18 protein-coding genes are annotated in these 21,114 nt (G+C 61.2%); 12 read left to right on the forward strand and 6 right to left on the reverse strand.

Annotated elements, in window-relative coordinates; all coding sequences use genetic code 11:
• Positions 1-227 precede the first annotated feature (227 nt).
• From IGS60_RS13635 to IGS60_RS13655, 5 genes are all read right to left on the reverse strand, one after another.
• Positions 228-1,481, reverse strand: a complete 1,254-nt coding sequence (locus IGS60_RS13635; RefSeq protein WP_070219186.1) for a DUF2863 family protein — start codon at positions 1,479-1,481, stop codon at positions 228-230.
• A gap of 213 nt (positions 1,482-1,694) precedes the next feature.
• Positions 1,695-4,415, reverse strand: a complete 2,721-nt coding sequence (acnA, locus tag IGS60_RS13640) for an aconitate hydratase AcnA (RefSeq protein WP_070219187.1) — start codon at positions 4,413-4,415, stop codon at positions 1,695-1,697.
• Positions 4,416-4,502: 87 nt separating this feature from the next.
• Entirely contained in the window at positions 4,503-5,048 is a 546-nt protein-coding gene (locus IGS60_RS13645) for a hypothetical protein (RefSeq protein ID WP_230504977.1), read from the reverse strand.
• 13 nt (positions 5,049-5,061) lie between these two features.
• Complete coding sequence (locus IGS60_RS13650; protein WP_099410103.1) at positions 5,062-6,060, reverse strand: CoA ester lyase; 999 nt, start codon at positions 6,058-6,060, stop codon at positions 5,062-5,064.
• 113 nt (positions 6,061-6,173) lie between these two features.
• Positions 6,174-7,163 (reverse strand): malate dehydrogenase, encoded by a 990-nt coding sequence (locus IGS60_RS13655; protein ID WP_070219190.1) that lies wholly within the window; start codon positions 7,161-7,163, stop codon positions 6,174-6,176.
• A 305-nt stretch (positions 7,164-7,468) separates the two neighbouring features.
• Here IGS60_RS13655 and IGS60_RS13660 point away from each other — a divergent pair, with 305 nt between their 5' ends.
• From IGS60_RS13660 to IGS60_RS13700, 9 genes are all read left to right on the forward strand, one after another.
• Entirely contained in the window at positions 7,469-8,353 is an 885-nt protein-coding gene (locus IGS60_RS13660; RefSeq protein ID WP_230504979.1) for a GntR family transcriptional regulator, read from the forward strand.
• A 307-nt stretch (positions 8,354-8,660) separates the two neighbouring features.
• The gene (gene sdhC, locus IGS60_RS13665) at positions 8,661-9,083 is read left to right on the forward strand and encodes a succinate dehydrogenase, cytochrome b556 subunit (RefSeq protein WP_034752080.1); all 423 of its coding nucleotides are present in this window, start codon (positions 8,661-8,663) and stop codon (positions 9,081-9,083) included.
• Positions 9,084-9,085: 2 nt separating this feature from the next.
• Positions 9,086-9,451, forward strand: coding sequence for a succinate dehydrogenase, hydrophobic membrane anchor protein (sdhD, locus tag IGS60_RS13670; protein WP_034752078.1), 366 nt, complete (start codon positions 9,086-9,088; stop codon positions 9,449-9,451).
• 2 nt (positions 9,452-9,453) lie between these two features.
• Positions 9,454-11,235, forward strand: a complete 1,782-nt coding sequence (gene sdhA, locus IGS60_RS13675) for a succinate dehydrogenase flavoprotein subunit (protein WP_121670131.1) — start codon at positions 9,454-9,456, stop codon at positions 11,233-11,235.
• 9 nt (positions 11,236-11,244) lie between these two features.
• Positions 11,245-11,955, forward strand: a complete 711-nt coding sequence (locus IGS60_RS13680; RefSeq protein WP_034752075.1) for a succinate dehydrogenase iron-sulfur subunit — start codon at positions 11,245-11,247, stop codon at positions 11,953-11,955.
• 117 nt (positions 11,956-12,072) lie between these two features.
• Positions 12,073-12,354, forward strand: a complete 282-nt coding sequence (locus IGS60_RS13685) for a succinate dehydrogenase assembly factor 2 (protein WP_034752073.1) — start codon at positions 12,073-12,075, stop codon at positions 12,352-12,354.
• Between the two features lie 121 nt (positions 12,355-12,475).
• Positions 12,476-13,777 carry a citrate synthase gene (gene gltA, locus IGS60_RS13690; RefSeq protein WP_034752071.1) on the forward strand — a complete coding sequence of 434 codons (1,302 nt, stop codon included), beginning with the start codon at positions 12,476-12,478 and terminating at the stop codon, positions 13,775-13,777.
• 124 nt (positions 13,778-13,901) lie between these two features.
• A complete protein-coding gene (locus IGS60_RS13695; protein ID WP_230504981.1) occupies positions 13,902-14,243 on the forward strand; it encodes a helix-turn-helix domain-containing protein in 342 nt (113 codons plus the stop codon).
• A gap of 225 nt (positions 14,244-14,468) precedes the next feature.
• The gene (locus tag IGS60_RS13700; protein ID WP_230504982.1) at positions 14,469-15,011 is read left to right on the forward strand and encodes an NAD(P)H-dependent oxidoreductase; all 543 of its coding nucleotides are present in this window, start codon (positions 14,469-14,471) and stop codon (positions 15,009-15,011) included.
• A 16-nt stretch (positions 15,012-15,027) separates the two neighbouring features.
• Here the strand turns inward: IGS60_RS13700 and IGS60_RS13705 are convergent, their stop codons facing one another.
• Positions 15,028-15,483, reverse strand: coding sequence for a hypothetical protein (locus IGS60_RS13705; RefSeq protein ID WP_139143551.1), 456 nt, complete (start codon positions 15,481-15,483; stop codon positions 15,028-15,030).
• Positions 15,484-15,598: 115 nt separating this feature from the next.
• Here IGS60_RS13705 and IGS60_RS13710 point away from each other — a divergent pair, with 115 nt between their 5' ends.
• The 3 genes from IGS60_RS13710 to odhB all read left to right on the forward strand — a co-directional run bounded on the left by IGS60_RS13710 (position 15,599) and on the right by odhB (position 21,057).
• Positions 15,599-16,573: a LysR family transcriptional regulator gene (locus IGS60_RS13710; RefSeq protein WP_230504984.1), complete on the forward strand. Its 975-nt coding sequence runs from the start codon at positions 15,599-15,601 to the stop codon at positions 16,571-16,573.
• Positions 16,574-16,830: 257 nt separating this feature from the next.
• Positions 16,831-19,683: a 2-oxoglutarate dehydrogenase E1 component gene (locus IGS60_RS13715; protein ID WP_046685725.1), complete on the forward strand. Its 2,853-nt coding sequence runs from the start codon at positions 16,831-16,833 to the stop codon at positions 19,681-19,683.
• Positions 19,684-19,800: 117 nt separating this feature from the next.
• Complete coding sequence (gene odhB, locus IGS60_RS13720) at positions 19,801-21,057, forward strand: 2-oxoglutarate dehydrogenase complex dihydrolipoyllysine-residue succinyltransferase (RefSeq protein ID WP_070310020.1); 1,257 nt, start codon at positions 19,801-19,803, stop codon at positions 21,055-21,057.
• Positions 21,058-21,114 lie beyond the last annotated feature (57 nt).

Genomic DNA, 21,114 nt, shown 5'->3' on the forward strand with positions numbered 1-21,114 from the left:
GCATTCGGCGTGCTCAGGTCGGGAAAAATATTTGATCCGGCCTTGCACGCCGCTTGACGGGGATAACAGTATCTACGGCCTGCCTTTCAACCATTATATCGACACCTATTGCATCGACACCTCTTCAAACCGTAGTCGGATTACGCCGTTCCGGCTAATCTGACCTACGGCCTATGCCGGCATCGTAGGTCGGATTAGCGCTGCGCGCGTAATCCGACAAGCCCGCATCAATGGAAATGCTCGGTACCCTGCGGCGTATCTTCCGGCATTTCCGCATGCGCCAGCTCGCCGACCGGGTCGGCAAACAGGGGGGCGCCGCAGTCGTCGCAATACTCTCCGACAAAACGTTCCGCGTGGCGCTTGATCTGCGTCACGCCGGCGGCGTTCAGGTGTTCGATGATTTCATCGACGGGCGTCTTTTGCTTGTCCAGCGCGGCGATGCCGACCTGGATCAGGCCTTCGATCGGCGTGCCATCCTCGTCTTCCTGGCCGTACAGGGGCCAGACGATGCCGTAGATGACGTCCGGCGCCTGGCGCAGGGTGAAGGCGATGCGGTACTCGTCGACCTGACCGTCGGCCGCCTCTTCGCCGAAGCCGGCGATCACGGCGCGCAGTTCCGACGGCTCGATGGCCAGCGTGTGCGTCAGGTAGTGCACGGCGGCGCGCACGGAGACGGGGCGTATCAGCTTGTCCGCTTCGCGGCAAGCCACGTAGTACGCTTCCGGCAGCAGCAATTCCAGGCCGCAGCCGGGCAGCAGACGGGCGATGGTCGGCGTCGCCTGCGTGCGCCATTGTTCCAGGGCGGCGCTGCGCTCGGCGATGAAGTCGAGCTGGCTCGAAGGCGTCTGCCAGCGGAACAGCGGCGCGCCGGCAGGCGCGACCACGGCCACCAGCAGGTAGCGCGTGTCGGCCAGGAAGGGCGCCGTTTCCGCCTCTTTGCTGGAGGGCTTGACGGCCGTGCCCTTCAGGGCGGCCAGGGCCAGCTTTTGCGTCTTGGCATAGGTTTCGACGTGGCTGCGCGGCAACTGATCGATCGAGTACAGGGTTGGCGCCATGGCCATCTTCGTGCCGTCGGCCAGCAGGTGGGCGGCGAAATGTGCGGACAGCACGCCGTGCGCGTCGCCGGCCATGGGGCCGGAGGCGATGGAAAAGCGCGTCCACGCAAGGATGGGCACGGCGACGAGCAGGGCGTCGTAGCGCACGTCTTCATGCGTGACGACGGTCGATTCGCTGATGGCTTCAACGCAGTCCATCAGCACGTCGTAGGCGTTCAAGTCTTCCTTGAACAGGCTGCCCAGGGTGTTGTCGATGGTGTCCTGGTGGCCGGTTTTGAGTAATTTCTGGAGCTGCGTATCCAGGCTGTGTTCCCAGGACCGCTCTTCGAGACGGCTGGCTGCCTGTACGATCGCCTGGGCAAAGGTGACCAGGCGCTGGCTGTCGGCAGTCAGTTTATGGGATGAATCTTTGGAAGGACGACGCATAGCGGGATAAGAGTCTCGGAAAGTGAAAAAAATGGATCAGTCAAACAATGATAAACCCTTATAACCGTATTGTAGAGGATTCAGCCGCACGCAATACGTAAGCTGTCCTTAGATCATGCCAATAGTCGAAATTTCAAGTCGGAACGGGGCGCAGGGACGAAAAAAAGCGCCGGTCGGAACCGGCGCTTTGATCTTGCATCACAGCTGGGCTGATTACTCGGCCAGCAGTTGACGCAGCACGAATGGCAGGATACCGCCATGCTTGTAGTAATCGACTTCGATCGGCGTATCGATGCGCAGCAGGACTTTGACTTCCTGGCTGCTGCCGTCGGCGCGGTGGATCACCAGGGTGGCCAGTTGCTGTGGCTTGATTTCGCCTTCGAGGCCTTTCAGGTCGAAGGTTTCATTGCCGGTGATGCCCAGCGTCTGCACGCTGTCGTCGCCGATGAATTGCAGCGGCAGCACGCCCATGCCCACCAGGTTCGAGCGGTGGATGCGCTCGAACGAACGGGTGATCACGGCTTTCACGCCCAGCAGCTGGGTGCCCTTGGCTGCCCAGTCGCGCGACGAGCCCGTACCGTACTCTTCGCCGCCGAAGACCATGGTTGGCGTACCTTCAGCAACATATTTCATCGCTGCGTCGTAGATCGACATCTGTTCGCCGGAAGGCTGGTGGATCGTGATGCCGCCTTCGACCGCCGAACCGTCCGCCTTGGCAGGGATCATGCGGTTTTTGATACGCACGTTGGCAAACGTGCCGCGCATCATGATTTCATGGTTGCCGCGACGCGAGCCGTAGGAGTTGAAGTCCGCTTTCAGGACGCCGTTTTCCTTCAGCCATTTGCCTGCAGGACCGTTTTCCTGGATCGAGCCGGCTGGCGAGATGTGGTCGGTGGTGATGGAATCGCCGAACACGCCCAGTGCGCGCGCGCCTTCGATGCCGGTGGCCACAGCCGCTGGTGTCATCGAGAAGTTGTCGAAGAACGGCGGTTCCGCGATGTAGGTCGATTTCGGCCAGTTGTAGACTTGGCCGGAGACGGTGGTGACTTTCTCCCACAGCTTGCCTGGCGCGCCCTTGACGTCCGCGTAGTTGTCCTTGAACACCTTGGCGTTCATGGCGAACTTCATCATGGCCGACACTTCAGCCGAGGTCGGCCAGATGTCGCCCAGGTAGACGTCCTTGCCGCCCTTGCCCTTGCCGACAGGTTCCGTCATCAGGTCGCGCGTCATGTTGCCGGCGATGGCGTAGGCGACGACCAGCGGTGGCGAAGCGAGGAAGTTCGAGCGGATGTTCGGGTGGATACGCGCTTCGAAGTTGCGGTTGCCCGACAGCACGGCCGAGGCGACGATGTCGTGCGTGGCAATCGCTGCATTCAGCTCGGGCGTCAGGTCGCCCGCATTGCCGATACAGGTGGTGCAGCCGTAGGCGGTCACGCCGAAGCCCAGTTTTTCCAGGTAGGGCAGCAGGCCGGCGGCCGTCAGGTACTCGGTCACGACGCGCGAGCCGGGAGCCAGCGATGTCTTGATGTGCGGAGCGACCTTCAGGCCCGCTTCCACGGCTTTCTTGGCCAGCAGGCCGGCAGCCAGCATCACGCTCGGGTTCGAGGTGTTGGTGCACGAGGTGATCGCGGCGATCAGCACGTCGCCGTTCGACACTTTCACGCCGTTCGTCGTTTCGTACACGGCAGCCAGGTCGGCCGGGTTCTTGTTGAAGCCGTTTTCGGTCGTCGGCTTGGCGAACAGCTCGGCGAAGTTCGCCTTGACGTTGCCGATTTCGATACGGTCTTGCGGGCGTTTCGGGCCGGCCAGCGACGGAGCGACCGACGCCAGGTTCAGTTCCACCACGCGGGTGTAGTCGATGTCGCCGGCTTTTGGCACGCCGAACAGGTTCTGCGCCTTGAAGTAGCCTTCGAACGCGGCGATTTCAGCCTTGCTGCGGCCGGTGCCCTTGAAGTAGTCGATGGTCGCTTCGTCGACCGGGAAGAAGCCCATGGTCGCGCCGTATTCCGGTGCCATGTTGGCGATCGTCGCGCGGTCCGTCAGGGTCAAGGACTCAGTGCCTTCGCCGAAGAATTCGACGAACTTGCCGACGACTTTTTCTTTGCGCAGCAATTCGGTAATCGTCAGTACCAGGTCGGTGGCGGTGCAGCCTTCGCGCAATGCGCCCGACAGGTTGACGCCGATGACGTCAGGCGTCAGGAAGTAGACCGGCTGGCCCAGCATGCCGGCTTCCGCCTCGATGCCGCCCACGCCCCAGCCGACTACGCCGATGCCGTTGATCATGGTGGTGTGCGAGTCGGTGCCGACCAGGGTGTCGGGGTAGTACACGTCGCCGGCTTTCTTGCCTGCGTGGTGCACGCCGCGCGCCAGGTATTCCAGGTTGACCTGGTGGACGATGCCGAAGCCCGGCGGCACGACGCCGAAGGTGTCGAATGCCTGCATGCCCCATTTCATGAACTGGTAACGCTCGTTGTTACGCGAGAATTCCAGTTTCATGTTCAGGTCCAGCGCTTTCTTTTCGCGGTAGTGATCGATGGTGACCGAGTGGTCGACCACCAGGTCGACCGGCACCAGCGGTTCGATCTTCTTGGCGTTGATGCCCATCTTGGCGGCCACGTTGCGCATCGCTGCCAGGTCGGCCAGCAGCGGTACGCCGGTGAAGTCTTGCAGCACGACGCGCGCCACTACGAACGGGATCTCGTCGGTGCGCTCGGCGGTCGGGCCCCAGCTCGCCAATTGCTTGACGTGTTCTTCGGTGACTTTTTTGCCGTCGCAGTTGCGCAATACCGATTCGAGCACGATACGAATCGACACTGGCAGGCGGGAGACATTGATGCCCAGGCTTTTTTCCAGCGCAGGCAGGGAATACAGCTTGCCCTTCTTGCTGTCCGAAATATTAAAGTCCTTGAGCGTGTTCAGAGTGTTGCGGGACATGACCTCTCCTTGTTGGGTATCGTCTATTATTGATTATTCAAATTACAAAACATGACTGAGCCCCCGAAGAGGCCCTTGCTACGCACATCAGCCGCCGGTCGCCGGCAGCACGCCCAGCGATGGCGCGGCTTCCATCACTGCCGCCGGCTTGGCTTGCTCCGCATCCTTGCATTCATTGGCCAACTGGCGGCCCTGCTTGGAGTCGAGCAGCATGCCTTTGGCCGGGATGCCGATCCACACGAGACCATACAGACGGTTCTCGAAGCGGTTGGCGCCGGTGGTGGTGCCAACGCGGCTCAGGCGGTGCAGGCGCTTCTTCCAGCGCAGGGCGATGTGTTTGTCGTCAGTAGCATTGGTGTAGATGGTAATTTTATTACCAAGTTCACAATTGAAATCGGTGGAGGCCGAGCCTGCCGTGTTCGGTTCATCGGCTTCTTCCTTGTCGGCGACCGACATGGCCAGCGGATGGGCTTCCTTGGCGGCAGCTTTTGCCTTGGCGGCCTTGGCCTTTGGCTTGGCCTTGACGGCCTTGGGATTTGCCTCTGCCGTGGCGGCGAAGCTGGCTGGCGCCAGCGTGAGGGTCATGGCGCCCAGCGCGACGCTGCAGGCAATTGCTAATTTGGAGAGGGACATCGTGTAATTCCTGTCAGTTTTCAGTGGTGCTGGAAGAGGGGGTGTTGAGTAATGCAGCAGCCGCCTCGGGCAGGCCGAGGCCCGCCAGTTTGGCGCGTTGCAAAACGGTCCAATAATATCGGTAGCTGGCGCGGTCGTGCAAGCGGCCATTTTGCGCAATCGGCCCCCAGTTGGCGCGCAGCGCTTCGTTGAGGATGTTGCTGGCCTCGTTGACTTCGGACAGGCGCGGCGTAAAGGCCTTGATGATGGGCTTGATCTGGTCCGGGTGGATGCTCCACATGCGCGTGTAGCCGAACTCGGCTGTCGCGCGCTGGGCGTCGTTGGCCACCACGGCCGAATCGCGCACGTCCGTCGTCACGTTATGCGACGCCACCTTGCCGTGCGCGTGGCAGGCGGCCGCCACTTCGAGCTTGGCGCGCACCACCAGCGGGTGCGTGAACTGGCCCGGCGTGCGCATGGCGGCGGCGGGAATGGCGCCGTAGTGGGCCGAGACGAAATCCATGATGCCGAAGGACAGGCATTCGACCTGGGGCAGGGCGGCGATCGCATAGGCGTCGCGCAGCGCGCCGTGCGTCTCGATCAGGATGTGCACGGGCAGGTTGTCGCGGCCGGCGCGGCGCGCGTGCAGGTTGATCAGGTCGATGGCCAGCATGGCGTCCTGCACGCCGGCCACCTTGGGCACGGCGATGTAGGCCAGGCGGGATGCGGCCGTGCAGATGATTTCCACGTCGCGCGCGAAAAACGGGCTGTCGACGTCGTGCACGCGCACGCCGATGCGGTTGAACTGGTTGTCGTCGCTGGCCAGCAGGCCGGCGATCATCAGGGCGTGGGATTCTTCATTGCCGGCGCTGGCGCCGTCTTCGCAGTCGAACGTGATGTCGAACAGGGGACCAAGCTCTTGTTGCAAAGCAATCGATTTACGCATCAGCTTTTCAGAGCCGGCGTAGTGGTCGCAAGCGGCGAGCAACAGCGGCTGGCGTTTGCCTTGGAATAAAACCTCGGAAGGGTGCATGCTTAAGGCATTTCTGCAGGTAAAGACTACTTGATAAAACAGCCGCGCCGCGAATCTCGCGGGGCGGCCTTCGTGGCGGGCGGCACGTTTGCGCCGCGCCGCCAGAACTGGACTTAGGCCAGCAGGTGTTTCACGCCTTCGCGCTCTTCGGTCAGTTCCTTCAGGGTCAGGTTGATGCGCTCTTGCGAGAATGCATCGATTTCCAGACCTTGAACGATCGTGTACTCACCGTTGTCGGTGGTGACCGGGAAGCCGAACACGGTACCTTCCGGGATGCCATACGAGCCATCCGAAGGAACGCCCATGGTGGTCCACTTGCCGTTCGTGCCCAGCATCCAGTCATGGATGTGGTCGATGGCGGCGTTCGCTGCCGACGCTGCCGACGACAGGCCGCGCGCTTCGATGATGGCCGCGCCGCGCTTGCCGACGGTTGGCAGGAACACGTTGGCGTTCCATTCCTGGTCGTTGATCAGGTCTTTCACAGCCTTGCCGTTGACGGTGGCGAAGCGGTAGTCGGCGTACATCGTTGGCGAGTGGTTGCCCCACACGGTCAGCTTTTCGATGTCTTTCACGGCGGTGCCGGTCTTGGCAGCGACTTGCGACAGCGCGCGGTTGTGGTCCAGGCGCAGCATGGCGGTGAAGTTTTTCGCCGGCAGCGATGGTGCCGATTTCATGGCGATGTAGGCGTTGGTGTTGGCAGGGTTGCCGACCACCAGCACTTTGACATTGCGCGAAGCGACGGCGTCGAGCGCCTTGCCTTGCACCGTGAAGATCTGGGCGTTCGCTTCCAGCAGGTCCTTGCGTTCCATGCCTGGGCCGCGCGGACGCGCGCCAACCAGTACGGCCACGTCGACATCCTTGAAGGCGGTCAGCGGATCGGAGTGGGCGGTCATTTCCGTCAGCAGCGGGAAGGCGCAGTCGTCGATTTCCATCATCACGCCCTTGAGCGCCTTCTGGGCTTTTTCGTCCGGGATTTCAAGCAGTTGCAAGATGACAGGCTGGTCTTTGCCGAGCATGTCGCCATTGGCGATGCGGAACAACAGGGCGTAGCCGATCTGGCCGGCGGCGCCGGTCACTGCAACACGCATTGGGGTTTTAGCCATGATGAATCTCCAAAAATGGGAAAGAAAACGGGCTTGAAGCTGGGCTTACGCTTATCCGGAAAAACTATAATGATACCAAAACCGGCCCGCGCCACCGAATTGCTGGTGTACGCTGCCGTCACGCTCGTGCTGCACGAAGCCAGAGTGGCTGGCCGACAACATAAAACGCGGGCTCACATGTTTTATCGAGGGCAGTTTAGGCCTCCGATCCCTATCTGTCAATCATATCTTATGTCTTATATAAGACAGATAACCGCGTCTGTTTTACTGGACGCGGGCAGTGATTTGTGTTGAAATGTCGGACTATGAATTCCGCCTCGTCCAATCTGACCAACAATGCCACTGCTGCAAGCGGGGCGGTCAGTCCGACCGCGGGCACCCCGGCCACGTCCGTCCCCGCGGTGGCCAGTACGCCAGTCACCGTGACGGCCGCCAGCAATACCAGTGCTTCCGCCGTGCCTGCAGTCACTGCTTCGCCCACCTTCAGTCCCCTGTACCAGCAGATCAAGGCGCTCATCACGCAAAGCCTGCAATCGGGCGAATGGAAACCGGGCGAACTCATTCCCAGCGAGGTCGAGCTGGCCGGCCGCTTCAAGGTCAGCCAGGGCACGGTGCGCAAGGCCATCGATGAACTGGCCGCCGAGAATCTCGTCATGCGCCGCCAGGGCAAGGGCACTTTCGTTTCCACCCACCATGAGGCGCGCGCGCATTTCCGCTTCCTGCGCCTGGTGCCGGACGAAGGCGTGCCGCATTATCCCGAAAGCAAATTCATCGAAGTCAAGCGCGTGCGCGCGCCGGCCGACGTGGCGCGCCTGATGGACCTGAAGTCCGGCGACGCCGTCATCTTCATCAAGCGCGTCCAGTATTTCGACGGCGTGCCGACCATCGTCGAAGAGCTGTGGCTGCCCGGCCTGATCTTCAAGGGTCTGACGGCCGAGCGCCTGGTGGAATACAAGGGACCCATGTACGGCCTGTTCGAAACGGAATTCGGCACGCGCATGATACGCGCGTCCGAGCAGATCCGCGCCGTGTGCGCCGACGCGGGCGCCGCGCAACTGTTGAATATCGACCTCGGCACGCCCTTGCTCAGTTCCGAGCGCGTGTCGTTTACCTACGGCGACAAGCCGGTCGAACTGCGCCGGGGCTTGTACCTGACCAGTCGCCACCATTATCAGAATGAACTCAGCTGAAGCTGCGGGGCGCCTGCGGGTGTCCGCACAAGCGGCAAGGCTGAAGTGCATCGCTTGCAAGATGCCTGCCGCAAGGCGGGCTACGGAGACAACGGAAAGCGCAGCGACAACATGGCCCGCCCCCGGCGGGCCGTGTTTTGCCAGCGATTCTGTAATTAAATTACGTGAACTACGGAAAGTAGCGCGGTATTTTGTAGTAAAAAACCATTTTGGTTATATGTAACAATAGATATTGGTATGGGTTGCGAAAATCGGCGAAAATCGCGGCTTCAATATTTAGTTGAAATTCAAAGGGGAGGTTTTTGTTATGTCTGAAGCCGTAAGAGAAGTACCAAAAAAAGAACGGCCGCAATTCCGTAACATTCATGTTACCGAATTGTCGAACTACCGCATGGCTGTCGGCGCCATCGTCTCGATCCTGCATCGCATCAGCGGTTTCATCATTTTCGCCTTGCTGCCATGCATACTGTACATGCTGGAACTGAGCCTGCGTTCCGAAATGTCCTATGCCTACTTCCAGGGCATCGCCTCGCACTGGTTCGTCAAGCTGATCACCCTGGGTCTGGTCTGGGCCTTCCTGCACCACTTCTGCGCCGGTATCCGTCACCTGTTCATGGATGTGCACGTCGCCATCGAAAAAGATTCGGCCCGCAAGACCGCGTCGTCCGTGCTGGTCGTGAGCCTGGTGTTGACGGCTTTGGTCGCTTTGAAACTGTTTGGAGTATTTTAAACATGGCAGACAATAATATCGGACCGAAACGCCTCGTCGTCGGTGCCCATTACGGCTTGCGCGACTGGCTGGCGCAACGCGTCACCGCCATCGTCATGGTGGCTTATGTGGCCATCCTGCTTATTTCTTTCCTGACCGGCAGCAACTTCAGCTATGAAGGCTGGGCTGGTCTGTTCGCACAGCAGTGGTTTAAATTGTTCAGCCTGGTGACCTTCGTCGCCCTGTTCTACCACGCATGGGTCGGCGTACGCGACATCTGGATGGACTACGTGAAAAGCGCTGGCCTCCGTCTGACCCTGCAAATTGCCACCATGCTGTGGTTGATCGCTTGTGCCGGCTGGACGGTACAGATACTCTGGAGTGTGTAATCGTGGCAGCATATAAATCTGCAATCCCTACCCGCCGCTTTGATGCGGTCATCGTTGGCGCCGGCGGTTCCGGCATGCGCGCGTCGTTGCAGCTGGCTGAAGCCGGTCTGAACGTCGCAGTTCTGTCGAAAGTCTTCCCGACCCGCTCGCACACCGTGGCAGCGCAGGGCGGTATCGGCGCGTCGCTCGGCAACATGGCCGAAGACAACTGGTTCTGGCACATGTTCGACACCGTCAAGGGCGGCGACTATCTGGGCGACCAGGATGCCATCGAATTCATGTGCCGCGAAGCACCGAAGGTCGTGTACGAACTGGAACACTTCGGCATGCCATTCGACCGCAACCCTGACGGCACCATCTATCAGCGTCCGTTCGGCGGCCACACGGCCCACTTCGGCGAAAAGCCGGTGCAGCGCGCTTGCGCGGCAGCCGACCGTACCGGCCACGCCCTGTTGCACACGCTGTACCAGCGCAACGTGCGCGCCCGTACGCACTTCTTCGTCGAATGGATGGCACTTGACCTGATCCGTGACGCCGAAGGCGACGTGATCGGTGTTGTCGCGCTGGAAATGGAAACCGGCGAATGCATGATCCTGGAAGCAAAGACGACGGTCATGGCAACGGGCGGCGCAGGCCGCATCTTCGCCGCGTCGACGAATGCGTTCATTAATACCGGCGACGGCATGGGCATGGCGGCACGCGCCGGCCTGCCGCTGCAGGACATGGAATTCTGGCAGTTCCACCCGACCGGCGTGGCCGGTGCGGGCGTATTGATCACCGAAGGCGTGCGCGGCGAAGGCGGCATCCTGATCAATAGCGAAGGCGAACGCTTCATGGAGCGCTATGCACCGACCCTGAAAGATCTGGCGCCGCGCGACTTCGTCTCGCGTTCGATGGACCAGGAAATCAAGGAAGGCCGCGGCTGCGGTCCGAACAAGGACCACGTGATGCTGGACCTGCGCCATATCGGCGCCGACACCATCGCCAAGCGCCTGCCGTCGATCCTGGAAATCGGCCACAAGTTCGCCAACGTCGACGCCACCAAGGAACCGATTCCTGTCGTGCCGACGATTCACTACCAGATGGGCGGCATCCCGACGAACATCCACGGCCAGGTCGTCACCCCGACCGGTCCGGATAATTCGGCCAAGGTCGTCAACGGTCTGTACGCGATCGGCGAATGCGCCTGCGTTTCCGTGCACGGCGCCAACCGCCTGGGCACGAACTCGCTGCTCGACCTGGTGGTCTTCGGTCGCGCGGCCGGCAACCACATCGTCAACAGCGGCCTGAAAGCCAAGGAAAACAAGCCTTTGCCAGCCGACGCTGCCGATTTCGCCATGGGCCGCCTGGCGCGCCTGGAAAACTCGACCGGCACGGAAACCGTGCAGGGCGTGGCCAACGACATCCGCGCAACGATGCAGAAGTACTGCGGCGTGTTCCGTACCGACGAGATGCTGAGCAAGGGCGTCGAAGAAATCATGAAGCTCGACGAGCGCCGCAAGCACGTCTCCTTCAAGGATAAATCGATGGTCTTCAACACGGCCCGCGTGGAAGCGCTGGAGCTGGACAACCTGATCGAAACGGCGAAAGCGACCATCGTTTCGGCAGCGGCCCGCAAGGAATCGCGCGGCGCGCACGCCCAGGACGACCATCCGCAACGCGACGACGAGAACTGGATGAAGCACACTCTGTGGTATTCGGAAGGCAACCGACTGGAATACAAGCCGGTCGTGACCAAGCCGCTGACGGTTGATACCTTCAAACCGAAACCACGTACTTTCTAAGGCTATACCATGGCACGCACTCTTAAATTCAAAATCTACCGCTACGATCCTGACCAGGATGCCAAGCCGTACATGCAAGACCTGACGGTCGAACTGAAAGACACCGACAAGATGCTGCTCGACGCACTGCAGCGCATCAAGGCGGACGTCGATGACTCGCTGGCCCTGCGCCGCTCGTGCCGCGAAGGCGTGTGCGGTTCGGACGCGATGAACATCAACGGCAAGAACGGCCTGGCATGCACCACCAACCTGAACGAACTGTCGGAGCCTATCGTGCTGCGTCCGTTGCCAGGCTTGCCGGTCATCCGCGACCTGATCGTCGACATGACGCAATTTTTCAAGCAGTACGATTCGATCAAGCCTTTCCTGATCAACGATTCGATCCCGCCTGAAAAAGAACGCCTGCAATCGCCGGAACAGCGCGAAGAACTCGATGGCCTGTACGAGTGCATCCTGTGCGCATGCTGCTCCACGTCGTGCCCGTCGTTCTGGTGGAATCCGGACAAGTTCGTCGGTCCTGCCGGCCTGCTGCAAGCCTACCGCTTCATCGCCGATTCGCGCGACGAAGCCACGGGTGCGCGTCTGGACAACCTGGAAGACCCGTACCGCCTGTTCCGCTGCCATTCGATCATGAACTGCGTCGACGTCTGCCCGAAAGGGTTGAACCCGAACAAGGCGATCGGCAAGATCAAGGAATTGATGGTCCGCCGCGCGATCTGATCCTCCTGATCGCGTCCGCCGGGCGCCGTTTGCCGGAAGAGGGTATCCTCTCTTGCCTGCAGGCGGCGCCTGCAAAGCAGCACCGTGCCGCAAGGCACACGTAAAGTGGTAAACCAAATGACAGAATCAATTTTGTCCTCGCATCAGGCCGACCCGGCCAACCGCGCCCGCCTGCGCTGGCGTTCACGCCGTGGCCTGCTGGAAAACGACATTATCCTGACCCGTTTTCTCGATGCGTATGAAACCGAATTGACCGATGAAGAAGTTGACGCGCTGACGCGTTTGCTGGATTTATCGGACAATGCGTTAATGGATCTGGTACTGGCCCGTAAAGAGCCGGAAGGCGAAGTCGATCTGCCGCATGTGCGCGCACTGCTGCAACGACTGCGCATTGCCTAGACGCCTGGGCGATATATTGCAAACGGTGCGAGTGGCGCGCTGTAGCACTGCCGAATGCGGTGCGAATTGCAGCCAGAATTTTTGATTTTAATTTCGACTCACTCCCGAGAAGGAAGAGCCCATGAATATCTCTGACACAAAAGCTACCCTGTCGTTCTCCGATGGCAGCCCATCGCTTGAATTTCCAATCTACAAAGGCACGGTTGGCCCGGACGTCATCGACATCCGCAAACTGTACGCCGGTAGCGGCAAGTTCACCTACGACCCAGGCTTTATGTCGACGGCCGCCTGCAACTCGTCGATCACCTACATCGACGGCGACAAGGGCGAGCTGCTGTACCGTGGTTACCCGATCGAACAGTTGGCCGTCAACGCCGACTTCATGGAATCGTGCTACTTGCTGCTGAACGGCGAACTGCCGAACGCGGCGCAGAAGGCCAAGTTCGTCGACACCGTCACCAAGCACACGATGGTGCACGAACAGATGCAATTCTTCTTCCGCGGCTTCCGCCGCGACGCGCATCCGATGTCGGTCCTGGTGGGCACCGTCGGCGCGCTGGCATCGTTCTACCATGACTCGCTGGACATCAACGACCCGCGTCACCGCGAAGTGTCGGCCATCCGCCTGATCGCCAAGATGCCAACCCTGGTCGCCATGACCTACAAGTACTCGGTCGGCCAGCCGTTCGTGTACCCACGCAACGACCTGTCGTACAGCGCCAACTTCATGCACATGATGTTCGCCAACCCGTGCGAAGAGTACAAGGTCAACGACGTGCTGGTGCGCGCCCTGGACCGCATCCTGATCCTGCATGCGGACCACGAGCAAAACGCATCGACTTCGACCGTCCGTCTGGCCGGTTCGTCGGGCGCCAACCCGTTCGCCTGTATCGCTGCCGGTATCGCCTGCCTGTGGGGCCCTGCCCACGGCGGCGCCAACGAAGCGGCACTGAACATGCTGAAAGAAATCGGCACCGTCGAGAACATCCCTGCCTTCATCGCGCAAGTCAAGGACAAGAACTCGGGCGTCAAGCTGATGGGCTTTGGCCACCGCGTGTACAAGAACTTCGATCCACGCGCCAAGCTGATGCGTGAAACCTGCTACGAAGTGCTGCAAGAACTGGGTCTGCAAGACGATCCGCTGTTCAAGCTGGCGATGGAACTGGAAAAGATTGCGCTGAACGACGAATACTTCGTGTCGCGCAAACTGTACCCGAACGTCGACTTCTACTCGGGCATCGTGCAATCGGCGCTGGGCATCCCTGTGTCGCTGTTCACCGGTATCTTCGCTATGGCCCGTACGATCGGCTGGATCGCCCAGTGGAACGAAATGATCGCCGACCCAGAGCAAAAGATCGGCCGTCCGCGCCAGCTGTTCGTCGGTTCGACCACGCGTGAAGTGCTGCCACTGGACAAGCGTTAATCCAGAGCGGTATCGAGCAAACAAAAAAACGGGCTTCGGCCCGTTTTTTTATGCGCGTGTTCGACGCAAGCCGGGGCCGCCGGGCTGTTATGCTCGTACTCTGATCAACAGGAAGCACAACGCGATGAATGAAGAAACCTGCGCCCCCGGCGGCGTGGCCCTCGGCGATACTGCATTTGGCTATACCTTGTCGCTGATCGGCGGGAAATACAAGATGCTGATCCTGTACGCGCTGGCGGAAAACAAGGTGCTGCGGCATAACGAACTCAAGCGCCATCTGGGCGGCATCGCCTTCAAGACCCTCAGCGTCGTGCTGAAGGAGCTGGAAGCGGACGCGCTGATCGTCCGCAAGGAGTATCCGCAAGTGCCGCCCAAGGTGGAATACTCGCTCTCCAGCAAGGGGGGCTCGCTGATCCCTGTGCTGCATACCCTGTGCGAGTGGGGCGAGCGGCACCAGCCAGTCTGATGCGGATGCACCTGGCAAGGCGCTTTTCCATAGTCTAGTAGCTTACTTTTTGTATGGTATGAGTAGTTAATGTGCGTACTTGTGAAAAGTACCCGGCATGGCTATGCTGTTTCTGCCCTTGGAGGCGTGCGGCCACGTGCTGCACGCCACGGGGCAGGGCATCGGCTTGCCTGCTTTTTTGAAAAGGCGGGGCCGGTGCATCCCTTTCATTTTCAGGAAAGCAGCATGATGAAAACCCTTGTGATCGTCTTCCATCCCTCCATCGCCACGTCGGTGGCCAACAAGCGCTGGCTGCAGGAACTGGCGCGGTATCCGGACCGCTATACCATCCACGACGTGCACCAGGCTTATCCGGATGGAAAGATCGATGTGGCGCGCGAGCAAGCGCTGGTGGAGTCGCACGCCCACGTGGTCTTGCAGTTCCCCGTGTACTGGTTCAACTGTCCGCCCTTGCTCAAGCGGTGGCTCGACGAGGTGCTGGCGTATGGCTGGGCCTATGGCACGGGCGGCGACGCCTTCAGGGGCCGCAAGGTGGCGCTGGCCGTCACGGCAGGCATCCGCGAGGAAGACTTCACGCCGCAAGGCAAGTGGCACGTCACCCTGGCGCAGCTGCTGGCGCCGTTCGATGTCACCCTGGCGTATATCGGCGCCGACAATGGCCGCTTCTTCGCCTTCTATGGCGCGGAAGACGGGCCGAAGGAAACGGGCTATGCCGAGCGGCTGGCGCGCAGCGCGCAAGAGTATGAGCGCTTCCTGGCTGCGTTGTAGAACCGGCCGAGCGGCCTCAGTTCAGCGCTGCTTCGAGCTGGCGCAGCGCGACCTGCCGCCCCTCCAGCTGCAGGCTGCTGCCTTCATAGGGCTGGGGCATGACGATGCAGCGCGGCGCATTGTGCTTGAGGATGCCGCCCCAGTGGGCGACCCTGGCGCCGGCCTGGCGGCGGATCGCCTCGACCGTGGCGCCGCTGGCGAGGATGCGGGCTTGCGGAAAGGCTAGCCGCAGCACGCCCAGACCGAAGTACGCTTGCGGTTCGGCCGCGCTGATATAGATGGTGATCAGGCGCTTGCCGCTGGCGGCGATGGTGTGCGCTAACTGCGCCGCATCGTCGCGCAGGAACTGGGCATTGACGAGGATGGCGTCGGCCACGCCGCTCAGCAGCAGCGAAGTGGACGGTGCGCGGCCCAGTACATCGAGCTGGAAGGTTTCCAAGGTACGGGAGGGAAGGGCGGCGCGTGCAAACATATTATTCTTTCTGCATTAGGTGCTCATGTCGCATATTATCCTTTCGACCAGGCGCGACAAATAGGGTAGATTGCAATACTTAGTTGCATGGATCGGATGAATCAAGGAGTAGCGCATGGACCGTATCACCGCCGCACAAGTATTCGTCGCCATCGCCGAGCGGGGCAGCATGGTGGCCGCCAGCGAGGCGCTCGACATGTCGCGCGCCATGGTGACGCGCTACCTGGCCGAAATGGAAGAGTGGGCGGGGGCGCGCCTGTTGCATCGCACCACGCGCCGCCTGAGCCTGACGGATGCGGGCGACGCCACCCTGGCGCGCTGCCGGCAGATGCTGGAAGTGGCCGGCGCCATGGCCGTCACCTCGCCCGAGGGCATCGACACGCCGCACGGCTTGTTGCGCATCACCTGCTCGCAATCCTTGGCGCAGACGGCGCTCGCTGGCGCAGTGACCGCTTACCTGCGGCGCTACCCGCGCGCCGCCGTCGACCTGCAGATGGAGAACCGCGCCGTCAACCTGGTGGAACAGCGCATCGACCTGGCGATCCGCATCACGAACGCGCTTGAACCGAACCTGATCGCGCGCCAGCTGGCCAGCTGCGCGTCGGTGGTGTGCGCCGCACCATCGTACCTGGCGGCGCACGGCACGCCGCGCCGGGCGCAAGACCTGGCCTTGCACAACTGCCTGACCTATACGTATTTCGGCAAGAGCCTGTGGCAATTTACGCATGACGGGGAAGCGCTCACTGTCCCCGTCAGCGGCCGTTTGTCGGCGAATGAGTCGCTGGTCCTGCTGGTGGCCACGGTGGCGGGGGCGGGCATCGCCATGCAGCCGCGCTATTCGGCCGCGCCGCTGATCGCCAGCGGACAGCTGGTGGAACTGCTGCCCGCTTACGTGCCGCAGGATATGGGCATCTATGGTGTCTACACCTCGCGCCAGCACATGTCGCCGCTGCTGCGCACCATGCTCGACTTCCTGGTGGAGTGGTTTGCCGGCGATGCCGATTGGCTGGCGGCCATCGCGGCGGGGCCGTTGCCGGGCAGACCAGTCGGGCGCAAGCGGCACGCCGGCAGGTCCGCCGATGTGCCGTAAGCACAACAGTGACAGGCTTGCAAGCCCGGGAAAATCAACAACACAGCTTACATTTGCTTGCCAAATAAAATTCAACTTGCAGTTGTTGCGTTACAATACCGCGTGCTATTCTAAATGACGGTATGCAGAATGCTGGTGCAATAAAAAAGCCCTTCCCCACAACTTGATGTGCAATCCGCTAACCGGTCAGGCCGTGTCGCGGAAGGTTAGATTAACCCGCTAATTCCTCGCGAAGCGCGAAGAAAGGTGAGCAATATATGCAGCAATTAACGACCAACTCCTACCTGTTCGGTGGGAATGCTCCGTACGTGGAAGACCTGTACGAGGCGTATCTGAACAATCCAGGCTCGGTACCCGATAACTGGCGTTCCTACTTCGACGCAATGCAGCACGTGCCTGCCGTCGATGGCACCAACAAGCCTGACGTGGCACATGCCTCCGTCGTCGCCTCGTTCGCCGAGCGCGCAAAAGCAGGTCCGATCCGCACAGTGACCGCTTCCTTCGATGCTGAAATGGGCCGCAAGCGCGTCGCCGCCACGCAGCTGATCGCCGCTTACCGCTACCTCGGTTCGCACTGGGCCAACCTGGATCCGCTGCAACGCCAGGAACGTCCGATGATCCCTGAGCTCGAGCCGAGCTTCTACGGTTTCACCGATGCGGACATGGACACCGTGTTCAACATCAGCAATACCTATTTTGGCCCCGAGACCGCCACCCTGCGCGATCTGCTCAACTATCTGCGCGATACCTATACGCGTTCGATCGGCGCCGAATTCATGTACATCTCCGATCCGGCCGAAAAGCGCTGGCTGCAAGAGAAACTGGAATCGATCCGCTCCACCCCGAATTTCACCCCAGAGAAGAAAATCCACATCCTCGACCGCCTGACCGCGGCTGAAGGCCTGGAACGTTATCTGCACACCCGCTACGTGGGCCAGAAGCGCTTCTCCCTGGAAGGCGGCGAAACCTTCATCGCCTCGATGGATGAAACCATCCAGCGCGCCGGCGAAAAAGGCGTGCAGGAAATCGTGATCGGCATGGCCCACCGCGGCCGCCTGAACGTGCTGGTGAACACCCTGGGCAAGGCGCCGCAGGAACTGTTCGAAGAATTCGAAGGCAAGCATGGCGACGACCTGCCAGCCGGCGACGTGAAATACCATCAGGGCTTCTCGTCGGACATCTCCACCGCAGGCGGCCCGGTCCACCTGTCGCTGGCGTTCAACCCGTCGCACCTGGAAATCGTCAACCCTGTGGTCGAAGGTTCCGTCAAGGCCCGCATGGACCGCCGCGGCGACGCGCAGGGCGCGCAAGTGCTGCCTATCCTGGTGCACGGCGATGCCGCTTTCGCCGGCCAGGGCGTGGTCATGGAAACGCTGAATCTGGCGCAAACCCGCGGCTACCATACCGGCGGCACGGTGCATATCGTGATCAACAACCAGATCGGTTTCACCACCTCGGATCCGCGCGATGCCCGCTCGACCCTGTACTGCTCGGACGTCGTCAAGATGATCGAAGCACCGGTCCTGCACATCAACGCCGATGATCCGGAAGCCGTGGTACTGGCGACGCAGATCGCGCTCGACTACCGCATGGAATTCAAGAAGGACATCGTCCTCGACATCATCTGCTACCGCAAGCTTGGCCACAACGAGCAAGATACGCCGGCACTGACGCAGCCGCTGATGTACAAGAAGATCGGCCAGCATCCAGGCACCCGCAAGCTGTACGCGGACAAGCTGGTGGCGCAAGGCGTGATCCCTGCCGATGGCGGCGACAAGATGGTGGCCGCGTTCCGCGACGCCATGGACGCCGGCAAGCACACCGTCGATCCGGTCATCTCGAACTTCAAGAACAAGTACGCCGTCGACTGGCTGCCGTTCCTGAACAAGAAATGGACCGATTCGGCCGACACCGCCGTGCCGATGACGGAACTGAAACGCCTGGCCACCCGCATCACCACCGTGCCGGAAGACTTCAAGGTCCACTCGCTGGTGGAAAAAGTGCTGGGCGACCGTGCCACCATGGGCCGCGGCGAAATGAACCTGGACTGGGGCATGGGCGAACACCTGGCCTACGCATCGCTGGTATCGTCCGGCTACGCCATCCGCCTGACGGGCCAGGATGCCGGCCGCGGCACCTTCGTGCACCGCCACGCCGTGCTGCATGACCAGAACCGCGAACGTTGGGATGCAGGCACCTACATTCCGCTGCAAAACGTGTCGGACAACCAGGCGCCGTTCACCGTCATCGACTCGGTGCTGTCCGAAGAGGCCGTACTGGCCTTCGAATACGGCTATTCGACCGCTGAACCGAACACCCTGACGATCTGGGAAGCCCAGTTCGGCGACTTCGCCAACGGCGCGCAAGTGGTGATCGACCAATTCATCAGCTCCGGCGAAGTGAAGTGGGGCCGCGCTTCGGGCCTGGTCATGATGCTGCCGCACGGTTACGAAGGCCAGGGGCCTGAGCACTCGTCCGCGCGTCCCGAGCGTTTCCTGCAGCTGTGCGCAGACAACAACATGCAAGTGGTGCAGCCGACGACGGCTTCGCAGATCTTCCATTTGCTGCGCCGCCAGATGGTGCGCCAGTTCCGCAAGCCGCTGGTCATCCTGACGCCGAAGTCGCTGCTGCGCAACAAGGATGCCGGTTCGCCGCTGACCGACCTGGCCAAGGGCGGTTTCCAGACCGTCATCGGCGAAGTCGACGACAAAATCGACGCCAAGAAAGTCAAGCGCGTGGTCGCCTGCTCGGGCAAGGTCTACTACGACCTGGTCAACGCACGCAAGACCCGTGGTCAGACCGACACGGCCATCGTGCGCCTGGAACAGCTGTATCCGTTCCCGCACAAGTCGTTCGCTGCTGAACTGAAGAAGTTCCCGAACCTGGTCGAAGTCGTCTGGGCACAGGACGAGCCGCAAAACCAGGGCGCCTGGTTCCAGATCCAGCACAACATCTTCGAAGGCCTGGAATCGGGTCAGCGTCTGGCCTACGCCGGCCGTCCTGCTTCGGCGTCGCCTGCTGTCGGTTACTATGACAAGCACTACGCCCAGCAAAAAGACCTGCTGGAAACGGCATTCTCGAAGCTGAAGGGTTTTATCCTGACCAAGTAAGTGGCTCGATAAGGGGCGTCATGCGAGTGCATGGCGCCTGCTCGCATACATCATGACGGAGCGCCGCCCTTGCTACGCAGGGGCGGCGCCGCAATAACAAAATAAACGGAGTTTTACATGGCACAAATCGAAGTCAAAGTTCCCCAGTTGTCGGAATCGGTTGCGGAAGCGACCCTGCTGGCATGGCACAAGAAGGTCGGCGAAGCAGTCGCGCGCGACGAAAACATGATCGACATCGAAACCGATAAAGTAGTGCTGGAACTGCCGGCGCCGGCCGCTGGCGTGATCGTGCAAATCATCAAGGATAACGGCGCCACCGTCGTTGCCGGCGAAGTCATCGCCATCATCGATACCGACGGCTCGGCCAAGGTCAGCCCGATGGAAGTCTCCGCCGTGCCTGCGCCAGCCCTGGCTGCCGCTGCCCAAGATACCGCCAGCGCTTCGGCGCCAGCTGCCGCGACCAAAGGCGATGTCGCCATGCCTGCCGCCGCCAAGATCCTGTCCGAAAAAGGCCTGTCCGCCGGCGACGTCGCCGGTTCGGGCAAAGACGGCCGCGTGACCAAGGGCGACGCCCTGGCCGCTTCCGCCAAGCCAGCCGTTGCGCCGCTGGCGCCAGCCGCTGCCAAGCCGGCGCTGCAACAAGTTGCCACGCCGTCGGCCGCCAGCCTGGGCGACCGCCCTGAAGAGCGCGTGCCGATGAGCCGCCTGCGCGCACGTATCGCCGAGCGCCTGCTGCAATCGCAATCGACGAACGCCATCCTGACCACGTTCAACGAAGTGAACATGCAGCCGGTCATCGACCTGCGCAACAAGTACAAGGACAAGTTCGAGAAAGAGCACGGCGTCAAGCTGGGCTTCATGTCCTTCTTCGTCAAGGCCGCCGTCGCCGCCCTGAAAAAGTACCCGATCATCAATGCCTCCGTTGACGGCAACGATATCGTCTACCACGGCTACTTCGACATCGGTATCGCCGTCGGTTCGCCGCGCGGCCTGGTCGTGCCTATCATCCGCAACGCGGACCAGCTGTCGATCGCCGACATCGAGAAAAAAATCGGTGAATTCGGCGCGAAAGCCAAGGAAGGCAAGCTGACCCTGGACGACCTGACGGGCGGTACGTTCTCGATCTCGAACGGCGGCACCTTCGGCTCCATGCTGTCGACTCCGATCATCAACCCGCCGCAATCGGCCATCCTGGGCGTGCATGCGACCAAGGACCGCGCCGTCGTCGAAAACGGCCAGATCGTGGTGCGTCCGATGAACTACCTGGCCATGTCCTACGACCACCGCATCATCGACGGCCGCGAAGCCGTCCTGGGCCTGGTGGCGATGAAAGAAGCGCTGGAAGATCCTGCACGCCTGCTGCTGGACCTGTAAGCACTGTAGTCCCCCGGCGTAGCCGCCGGGGCAATGTAGCTGATACCCCTTGCCAGA

Source organism: Janthinobacterium sp. FW305-128 (genome assembly GCF_020858135.1).
Classification (GTDB): domain Bacteria; phylum Pseudomonadota; class Gammaproteobacteria; order Burkholderiales; family Burkholderiaceae_D; genus Janthinobacterium.

Bases quoted from the DNA above. Each gene is read 5' to 3' on its own strand.
- IGS60_RS13655 (WP_070219190.1), bottom strand. From the start codon at position 7,163: ATGGCTAAAACCCCAATGCGTGTTGCAGTGACCGGCGCCGCCGGCCAG.
- acnA (WP_070219187.1), bottom strand. From the start codon at position 4,415: ATGTCCCGCAACACTCTGAACACGCTCAAGGACTTTAATATTTCGGAC.
- IGS60_RS13660 (WP_230504979.1), top strand. From the start codon at position 7,469: ATGAATTCCGCCTCGTCCAATCTGACCAACAATGCCACTGCTGCAAGC.
- IGS60_RS13635 (WP_070219186.1), bottom strand. From the start codon at position 1,481: ATGCGTCGTCCTTCCAAAGATTCATCCCATAAACTGACTGCCGACAGC.
- gltA (WP_034752071.1), top strand. From the start codon at position 12,476: ATGAATATCTCTGACACAAAAGCTACCCTGTCGTTCTCCGATGGCAGC.
- IGS60_RS13645 (WP_230504977.1), bottom strand. From the start codon at position 5,048: ATGTCCCTCTCCAAATTAGCAATTGCCTGCAGCGTCGCGCTGGGCGCC.
- odhB (WP_070310020.1), top strand. From the start codon at position 19,801: ATGGCACAAATCGAAGTCAAAGTTCCCCAGTTGTCGGAATCGGTTGCG.
- IGS60_RS13680 (WP_034752075.1), top strand. From the start codon at position 11,245: ATGGCACGCACTCTTAAATTCAAAATCTACCGCTACGATCCTGACCAG.
- IGS60_RS13685 (WP_034752073.1), top strand. From the start codon at position 12,073: ATGACAGAATCAATTTTGTCCTCGCATCAGGCCGACCCGGCCAACCGC.
- sdhC (WP_034752080.1), top strand. From the start codon at position 8,661: ATGTCTGAAGCCGTAAGAGAAGTACCAAAAAAAGAACGGCCGCAATTC.
- IGS60_RS13695 (WP_230504981.1), top strand. From the start codon at position 13,902: ATGAATGAAGAAACCTGCGCCCCCGGCGGCGTGGCCCTCGGCGATACT.
- IGS60_RS13705 (WP_139143551.1), bottom strand. From the start codon at position 15,483: ATGTTTGCACGCGCCGCCCTTCCCTCCCGTACCTTGGAAACCTTCCAG.
- IGS60_RS13650 (WP_099410103.1), bottom strand. From the start codon at position 6,060: ATGCACCCTTCCGAGGTTTTATTCCAAGGCAAACGCCAGCCGCTGTTG.
- IGS60_RS13700 (WP_230504982.1), top strand. From the start codon at position 14,469: ATGATGAAAACCCTTGTGATCGTCTTCCATCCCTCCATCGCCACGTCG.
- IGS60_RS13715 (WP_046685725.1), top strand. From the start codon at position 16,831: ATGCAGCAATTAACGACCAACTCCTACCTGTTCGGTGGGAATGCTCCG.
- sdhD (WP_034752078.1), top strand. From the start codon at position 9,086: ATGGCAGACAATAATATCGGACCGAAACGCCTCGTCGTCGGTGCCCAT.
- IGS60_RS13710 (WP_230504984.1), top strand. From the start codon at position 15,599: ATGGACCGTATCACCGCCGCACAAGTATTCGTCGCCATCGCCGAGCGG.